Origin of the sequence: Pararhodobacter sp. (genome assembly GCF_034676075.1) — a bacterium.
Lineage (GTDB): Bacteria > Pseudomonadota > Alphaproteobacteria > Rhodobacterales > Rhodobacteraceae > Pararhodobacter.
Window position 1 is genome coordinate 1 of record NZ_JAUCCQ010000162.1, and the last position, 7573, is coordinate 7573.

General features: G+C 68.5%; 9 protein-coding genes. 8 read left to right on the forward strand and 1 reads right to left on the reverse strand.

Going from position 1 to position 7573, the window contains the following annotated elements:
- Positions 1–98 precede the first annotated feature (98 nt).
- Positions 99–749 (reverse strand): GntR family transcriptional regulator, encoded by a 651-nt coding sequence (locus VDQ18_RS21910; RefSeq protein ID WP_323022993.1) that lies wholly within the window; start codon positions 747–749, stop codon positions 99–101.
- Between the two features lie 195 nt (positions 750–944).
- Here VDQ18_RS21910 and VDQ18_RS21915 point away from each other — a divergent pair, with 195 nt between their 5' ends.
- From VDQ18_RS21915 to VDQ18_RS21950, 8 genes are all read left to right on the forward strand, one after another.
- Entirely contained in the window at positions 945–1391 is a 447-nt protein-coding gene (locus tag VDQ18_RS21915; protein ID WP_323022994.1) for a hypothetical protein, read from the forward strand.
- Positions 1388–2173: a D-glutamate cyclase family protein gene (locus VDQ18_RS21920; RefSeq protein WP_323022995.1), complete on the forward strand. Its 786-nt coding sequence runs from the start codon at positions 1388–1390 to the stop codon at positions 2171–2173. The genes VDQ18_RS21915 and VDQ18_RS21920 overlap by 4 nt, the downstream gene beginning before the upstream one ends.
- A gap of 70 nt (positions 2174–2243) precedes the next feature.
- A complete protein-coding gene (locus VDQ18_RS21925) occupies positions 2244–3050 on the forward strand; it encodes an ABC transporter substrate-binding protein (RefSeq protein WP_323022996.1) in 807 nt (268 codons plus the stop codon).
- Between the two features lie 54 nt (positions 3051–3104).
- Positions 3105–3779, forward strand: a complete 675-nt coding sequence (locus VDQ18_RS21930; protein ID WP_323022997.1) for an amino acid ABC transporter permease — start codon at positions 3105–3107, stop codon at positions 3777–3779.
- Positions 3780–3814: 35 nt separating this feature from the next.
- Entirely contained in the window at positions 3815–4816 is a 1002-nt protein-coding gene (locus tag VDQ18_RS21935; RefSeq protein WP_323022998.1) for a TRAP transporter substrate-binding protein, read from the forward strand.
- 2 nt (positions 4817–4818) lie between these two features.
- Entirely contained in the window at positions 4819–5301 is a 483-nt protein-coding gene (locus VDQ18_RS21940) for a TRAP transporter small permease (protein WP_323023001.1), read from the forward strand.
- On the forward strand, positions 5298–6590 hold the full coding sequence (locus VDQ18_RS21945; protein WP_323022999.1) for a TRAP transporter large permease: 1293 nt from the start codon (positions 5298–5300) through the stop codon (positions 6588–6590). Before VDQ18_RS21940 ends, VDQ18_RS21945 begins: the two co-directional genes overlap by 4 nt.
- Before the next feature lie 15 nt (positions 6591–6605).
- The coding region (locus VDQ18_RS21950; protein WP_323023000.1) for an aminotransferase class V-fold PLP-dependent enzyme at positions 6606–7573 on the forward strand (968 nt) is incomplete at its 3' end.

A 7573-nucleotide genomic window follows, 5' to 3' on the forward strand; every position in this document is an offset into this window, starting at 1 on the left:
ACGGGGATTTTCAAGGGGGGCGTGCCCCCCTTGAAGCAGGGGGTGCGGGGGGCGGCAGCCCCCCGCCCTGGTCGCCCGAGGCACGAGGGCGAAACCCCTCAGCCGGCCCTCAGCCGCAGATAGCTCCCCTCCCCCTCCAGCACGAAACGCAGGATCCGCGCCTCGGCCGCCAGGGCGTCGCGGGCGGCGAAGGCCGCCAGCAGGTCGCGCTGTCCGGCGATGATGGTGCGATGCGCCTCGCCGTCGCGCATCGTTGCCAGCCGCACCGCCTGCACCTGCCCCGACAGCCGCTGGATCGCCGCACCCAGCTCCGCATTCGGCACCGCCGAGAGCCAGGTGTTCCGGAACACCTCGGACGCGCGGTAGAAGGTCTCGAAATCGTCCTTCTCCAGCGTGCCCATCGCCTCGTCCACCGCCGCCCGCATCCGCGCCACATGCGCCTCGGTGCAGGCCTGGGCGGCGCTGGCCGCGGCATGGGGCTCCAGCAGGCGGCGCAGGACGAAGACCTGCATGACCTTCTCATGGGTGAAATTGGGCAGCGAATAGCCGCGCGTCGTGCCCTCCAGATAGCCCTCGCTCACCAGCTGCATCAGGGCCTCGCGCACCGGCATGCGCGACACGCCCATCTCGGCGGCGATGGCGGTATCGACCAGCCTGTCGGCCGCGCCGATCTTGCCGGTCAGGATCCTGGTGCGGATCGTGTCATGGATTCGCTGCCGGTGGCTGGGGCGCTGGCTGGAACGGGACATGAGCCTTCTTTCGGTCAGGGAGCAGGCATTACGGGTCAAACAGTATACTGAATCTACCCGCGGGGCAGCCTTTGTCACGCAGAAATCGCGGCAAAACCAAGAATATCGCGCCGAACAATTTTAATCTTAAAAGAAATGGATTGACAATTGCATACTGTTTGCCATCCTCGACCCAGCACCAGAGAGGAGCCGCCGATGCCCAGCCCGGATCTCGCCCATATGACGGCCATTCTGGCCGAGGTCCCGGCCGCCTTCGCCTTCGCGCGCCTGTCCGAGCCCGCTTTCGTCGGCGGCTGGTCGCTGGGCTCCCTGGGCCTGACCGAGGTCGCCGAGGGGGTCTACCGCGGCACCTCGCTCTTTGATGGCAGCGCCGCGCATGTCGATATCCGGCCGGTCCCGGCGCTGGGGCTGATCGATTTCGGCGTCGGCAGCCTCACCGCGCGCACGCCCCGCATCTATATCCGCGTGACCCCCGGCCCCGATCTGGGCCATCCCGAAGGCCGCTGCCAGATCGCGCTGCATGCCCTGCGCGCGGCGGGCAGCCCGGACGAGCGCTGGGCGCGCACCTGCACCACCCACGAGACCGAGATCCTGCTGATCAAGGCGCAGCTCGAAACCGCCTTCGCGGGGACCGGCGCATGACGGCGGGCCGCGCCCTCAGGCTAGAGGCGCGGGCGGGGCGTCTGAGCGGGCCGACCGGCTCGATGGCGCCGGGGCTGGCGCAGGCCAATCTGGCGCTGATCCCCGCGCGGCTCGCCGAGGATTTCGAGGCCTTCCTGCGGGCCAATCCCGCCGCCTTCCCGCTGCTGGCCCGGGGCCGGGCCGGGGATCCCACGCTGCCCGAGCTGGGCGCGGATATCGACCTCAGGACCGACCTGCCGCGCTACCGGGTGTTCCGCGACGGCGCGCCGGTGGCGATGCCCACCGACATCACCGACCTCTGGCGCGACGACCTGACCGCCTTCGCCATCGGCTGTTCGCTCAGCTTCGAGGCGGATCTGGTGGCCGCGGGCGTGACCCTGCGCTGCCATGCGCCGGGGCTGACCTGTTCGGCCTTCGACACCGACCTGCCGCTCACGCCCTCGGGTCCGTTCGGCGGCAGGCTCGTGGTCTCGATGCGCGCCGTCCCCGCCGGTCAGGTCGCACTGGCCGAGGCGGTGACCCGCGCGCATCCGCAATCGCATGGTGCGCCGGTCCATGTCGGCGACCCCGTCGTGATCGGCGCCGACCTCGGCCGCCCGATCGACGGGATCGGCCTGACCGACATCAGACCGGGCGAGGTGCCGGTCTTCTGGGCCTGCGGCGTCTCGCTCGAACGGGCCATCGCCCATGCCGCGCCCGATCTCGCCATCACCCATGCCCCCGGCCACATGCTGATTACCGATCTGCCGGTCCGGGGACTTGCGCCAGAAACCACCCGGTGAACGGAAACATCCGCCCGGCTCAACCGGCCACCCGACAGGGCCCGGCCACCACCCACGGGGAGAAAACCTGATGACGCTTCACCGCCGCCTGTTCCTTGGCGCCGCGACCGGCCTTGCCCTGTCGCTCGCCTCCCTTCCCGCCCTTGCGCAGGATGTCCTGCGCGTCGGCTCTTACCCCGCCAACCCGCCGTGGGAGAACCGCAACGCCGAGGGCGTTTTCGAGGGGTTCGAGGTCGATATCGTCACCGAGATCGCCAACCGCATCGGCCGCACCGCCGAGATCGAGGGCTATGACTTCCGCGCGCTCTTCGTCGCCACCGCCTCGGGCCGGGTGGATATCGTCATCTCGTCCCTGACCATCACCGACGAACGCCTTGAATCGCAGAGCTTCACCCAGCCCTATGTCGAGGGCGCCATGGGCATCGGCGTGCGGGCGGGCAGCGACATTCACGGCCTCGAGGACCTGCGCGACCGCCGGATCGGCACCATCGCCACCTCGTTCCCCGAAGCCTGGCTGAACGAGCGCGCGGACGAGATCGGCTTTGCCGCGAACAACAGCTACGACACCACGGCGAACATGCTGACCGACCTGATGGCCGGGCGCATCGACGCGGTGGTCAACGATGTGGTCGGCCTGCGCTATGCCTTCCAGCAGATGACCGGGCTGGAGGTCGCGCATGAGATCGTCACCGGCGAGCGTTTCGCCATGATGATGGCCAAGGATTCGCCGCTGCTGGAGCCCGTCAACGAGGCGATCAGCGCGATGAAGGAAGACGGCACCATGGCCGCGATCTTCGAGCGCTGGATGGGTGTGGCCCCGGCCGAGGGCAGCCTGACCGTCACGCCGCTGCCGATCCCGACCCCCGGCAATTACTGAGACGCCGGCCGGGGGGCGGCCAAGCCCCCCGCCTGACCCGAGCGGAGGGATGGCATGAGCGCGGTCGATATCTTCTTCAACCTGAGTGTTCTGGAACGCGCGCTGCCGATGCTGCTGCGGGGGTTGTGGTACACGCTCAGCCTGGGCGTCACGGCCATCGTGCTGGGCTCGGCCCTCGGCGTGATGATCGCCATCACCCGGCTTTATGCGCCCAAGCCCCTGCGCCTGCTGGCCGTGCTCTATACCGATCTGGTGCGCGCAGTGCCGGTGCTGGTGCTCCTGATCCTGCTTTACTACGCGCTGCCCTTCGCGGGCATCACGCTGTCGTCCTTCGCGGCCGCCGCCACGGCGCTGACCATGGTGCTGGCCGCCTTCACCGCCGAGGTCGTCCGCTCGGGCATCGAGGCCACGCCCAAGGGCCAGTTCGAGGCCGCCTCGGCCCTCGGGCTCGGCTTCTGGGTGACGATGCGCAAGGTGATCCTGCCGCAGGCGATCCGCATCGTCATTCCGCCGCATGCCTCGAATTGCGTCTCGGTCATCAAGGATACGGCGCTGGCCTCGGTCGTGGCGCTGTCGGACCTGCTGAAACAGGCGACGGACGCGCAGGCGCTCTTTGCCAATCCCTCGCCCCTGATCGGGGCGGCGCTGATCTATATCGCGATCCTGTGGCCCCTCGTCCGGCTGACCGGCCGCCTCGAACGCCACGCCAAGCGCGCCTACACCCGCTGACCCCCTCCCCGCCCCCCCCCAACAGAGGAAACGCCATGAAACCGCTTGTCCCCTCCCTTGCCGCGCTGCTGCTGTCGGCCGGTCTGGCCCTGCCCGCCGCCGCGCAGACCATCACCATCGGCCTGTCGCTGCCCGAAAACATCGAGGGCTTCGACTTCGTCAACGGCATGTACCGGACCTTCGCCGAAGAGGTTGAGGCGAATTCGGACATGTCGGTGAACATCGTCTATGGCGGCGCGCTGGGGAATCCCAATGACCGGCTGGCGCAGATGCGTCGCGGCGTGATCGAGATGACCGACGCCGCCGACGGCAATTACGCCTCGATCTTCTCGGACATCATGGTCCTGAACATGCCCTACCTCTTCCCCTCGGAACAGGTGGCCTGGCAGGTCTTCGACGGCCCCTTCGGCACCCAGATGGCCGAGGATATCCGCGAGGCCACCGGCATCCGCGTGCTGGGCTGGTGGGAATCGGGCGGCTTCAAGCATTTCAGCGCCAGCCGCCTGATCGAAAGCCCCGCCGACATGGAAGGGCTGAAGATGCGCGTCCTGGGCCCGCTGGCGACGATCCCGGTCGAGGCGATGGGCGCCTCGGCCAGCCCCGTCGCCTTTGGCGAGCTCTACACCGCGCTCAGCACCGGCGTGGTGGACGGGCAGGACAATTCCGTGTCCACCTTCAACCTGATCCGGCTCTACGAGGTGCAATCGCATCTGATGATGACCGGCCATGTCTATGCCTTCGGACCGCTGGGCATTTCGGATGCCTTCTTCTCGGGCCTCTCGCCCGAGAACCAGCAGGTGATCCTGGACGCCGCCGCTGTCGCCATCGCCTATAACCGCGAGACCTCGCGCGCGGTCGAGGCCTCGGCCATCACCCGCGCCGAAGAGGCGGGCGTCACCGTGGTCCGCATGACGGACGCGCAGCGCGATGCCTTCCGGCAGGTCATGCAGCCCGCCGCCATCGAATGGCTGCAGGGCAACGTCGACCATCCCGACCTGATCGACGCCGCGCTGGCCGCGGTCGCGGCGGCCCAGTGACGATGAAGGCGCTGGCCTCCTTCGTCGGCGCCCTGGACAGGGGGCTGCGCATCGTCGCGGCCCTCTGCCTCGCGGGGCTGTTCCTGCTGATGCTGGCGCAGGTCGCGCTGCGCTACACCGCGCTGGGCGTGCCGGCCTTCGCCGAGGAACTGGCCCGCTACGCGATGGTCTGGATGGCGCTGCTGGCCACCGCCGTCGCGGTGCGGGAAGGCAGCCATATCCGCGTGGACTTCGTGCCGCTGGCGCTGGGATCGGCAGCGCCGCTCCTCGGCCGGGCGCTGGAGGCTTTGCTGGACGCGCTGACGCTCGGCATCTGTCTGGTGATTTTCTGGCAGGGGCTCGACATCGTGTCCTTCGCCGCGGGCCAGCGCAGCGACGGGCTGCGGATCCCGATGTCCTGGCCCTATGGCGCCATGCCGGTGGCCTTCGGCCTTGCCGCGATCCTGGCGCTGGCCCGGCTTTTCGAGCGGAGAACCCCGGCATGACCGACACGCTGATGGTGCTGCTGGGCAGCTTCCTGCTGCTGATGCTGCTGGGCCTGCCGGTGGCCTGGTCGCTGCTGACCTCGATGCTGGCCTGGGTCGCCTATGGCGGTCAATGGCGCTTCCTGCCCATCGCCGCCGAACGGATCTGGCAGGGCATGGATGTCTTCGTGCTGATGGCCATTCCGCTGTTCATTCTGGCCGGGGAACTGGTCAATGCCGGCAAGATCACCGACCGGCTGATCCATTTCGCCAATGTCCTCTTCGGCTGGATGCGGGGCGGGCTGGCGCAGGTGAATATCGGCGCCTCGATCCTGTTTTCCGGCATCACCGGCGTGGCTTTGGGCGATATAGCGGCGCTGGGCCGGGTGTTCATCCCGGCCATGGTCAAGCAGGGCTACACGCCCGCCTATGCCGCGGCCGTCACTGCGTCCTCGTCGATCATCGGGCCGATGGTCCCGCCCTCGCTGGTCGCCGTCATCTATGGCTCGATGACCGGGCTGTCGATCGGCGCGCTGATGGCGGCGACACTGATCCCGGGGCTGCTGATCGGGCTGGTGCAGATGCTGCTGGTCGCCGTCCAGGCCCGGCGCCACAACTTCCCCCGGGTCGAGATGGACCGCAGCCCCGCCGTGGCTGTGCGCGCGACCGGGCAGGCGCTGGTGCCCCTGATGATCCCGGTGATCATCCTGGCGGGCCTGATGGGCGGGCTGATGACCCCGACCGAGGCCGGGGCGGTCGCCGCCGGTTACGCGCTGGTGGTCGCCACGCTGGTCTACCGCAGCCTGCGGCTGGGCACGCTGGGCGAGGTCTTCCAACGCTCGGCGCTCTTTTCCGGGCAGCTCCTGATCATCGTCGGCTGCGGCGCGGCGTTTTCCTGGGTCATGGGCATGGAGAACGTGCCGCGCATGGTTGCGGGCTGGATCGGCGGCTGGGAGATGGGCTATCTGGGCACGCTGCTGGTCTTCAACGCCATTCTCCTCGTGCTGGGGATGTTCATCGACCCGACCACGGTCATCATCCTCTTCGGCCCGATCCTGTCGGCCGCCGCCGTGCATGCGGGCATCGACCCGCTGCATTTCGGCGTCATCGCCATCCTCAACCTGAACATCGGCCTGCTGACCCCGCCGCTGGGCGTCTGCCTCTTTGCCGCCGAGCGGATCGCCGGGTGCGGCCTTGGTGCGCTGATCAAAGCCAACATGCCCTTCCTGCTGGTCAATCTGGCGGGGCTGGGCCTCATCGCGGCCGTTCCGGGTTTCAGCCTCTGGCTGCCCGCGGCCCTCGGATTCTGACGAAAAGGACAAGGCATGCGCCGCAACACCAAGGCCGCCGGATATTTCCTCTATCATTCCATCGGCATCTATCCCGGCAAGGACGAGGACATGGCCCGCGCCATGGCCGAATTCTCGGCCGTCTGGGCCGCGCCCGATGACCGGCAATGGGGCTATGTGCTGAGGAAGCGTCAGGAATACCTCGACGCCTGGGGGCGGCTGATCAAGGCGCCGAAGGGCTCGATCACCCATGTCGACAACGTGACCGAGGGCATGCACAAGCTGATGCGCGCCCTGCCCGAGGGCTGGCTCCGGGGCAAGAAGGTGCTGGTCGGCGCCGATTGCTTCCCGTCGCTGCATTTCCTGCTGGCGGGGCTGGCGCCGAAAATCGGTTTCACGCTGGTCACCGTCCCCCGGTCCGAGGGCAAGGCCTGGGTCGAGACCGAGGATTTCATCGCCCGGTGGGACCGCGACGTCGCCTTGTCGCTGCTGACCTGGGTCACCTCCACCGCCTCGGCCCGGATGGATTACCCGGCGCTGGTCGCGCATGGGCGGGCGATGGGCAGCCTGATGGTCGCCGACATCACCCAGGCGGCGGGGCTTCTGCCCTTCGACGTGACCGAGCCGCGGGTGGATTTCGTCGTCTCGACCAGCCTCAAATGGCTCTGCGGCACGCCGGGCGCCGGGATCCTCTATGTCGACAAGGGACTGGTGGCGGATCTGCAGCCCGAGGCGCGCGGCTGGTTCAGCCAGAACAACCCCTTCTCCTGGGATCTCGACAAGTTTCAGTACGCCCCCGATGTGCGCCGCTTCGACAGCGGCACGCCGGGATCGGTCGCGGCCATCGCCTCCTTGCCCGCGATCCAGTGGTTCACGGCGCAGGATCAGGGCGCCATCGCCGCCCGCAACCGGACGATGGTCGACCAGATCATCGACCATGCCGACGCATTGGGCCTGCCGCTGCTCTCCCCGCGCGAGGCTGAACGGCGCGGCGGCGCGGCGAT

What these genes read in the sequence shown, in the direction of transcription:
- VDQ18_RS21925 (WP_323022996.1), top strand. Translation starts at nt 2,244, where the DNA reads ATGACGCTTCACCGCCGCCTGTTCCTTGGCGCCGCGACCGGCCTTGCC.
- VDQ18_RS21910 (WP_323022993.1), bottom strand. Translation starts at nt 749, where the DNA reads ATGTCCCGTTCCAGCCAGCGCCCCAGCCACCGGCAGCGAATCCATGAC.
- VDQ18_RS21930 (WP_323022997.1), top strand. Translation starts at nt 3,105, where the DNA reads ATGAGCGCGGTCGATATCTTCTTCAACCTGAGTGTTCTGGAACGCGCG.
- VDQ18_RS21940 (WP_323023001.1), top strand. Translation starts at nt 4,819, where the DNA reads ATGAAGGCGCTGGCCTCCTTCGTCGGCGCCCTGGACAGGGGGCTGCGC.
- VDQ18_RS21935 (WP_323022998.1), top strand. Translation starts at nt 3,815, where the DNA reads ATGAAACCGCTTGTCCCCTCCCTTGCCGCGCTGCTGCTGTCGGCCGGT.
- VDQ18_RS21945 (WP_323022999.1), top strand. Translation starts at nt 5,298, where the DNA reads ATGACCGACACGCTGATGGTGCTGCTGGGCAGCTTCCTGCTGCTGATG.
- VDQ18_RS21915 (WP_323022994.1), top strand. Translation starts at nt 945, where the DNA reads ATGCCCAGCCCGGATCTCGCCCATATGACGGCCATTCTGGCCGAGGTC.
- VDQ18_RS21920 (WP_323022995.1), top strand. Translation starts at nt 1,388, where the DNA reads ATGACGGCGGGCCGCGCCCTCAGGCTAGAGGCGCGGGCGGGGCGTCTG.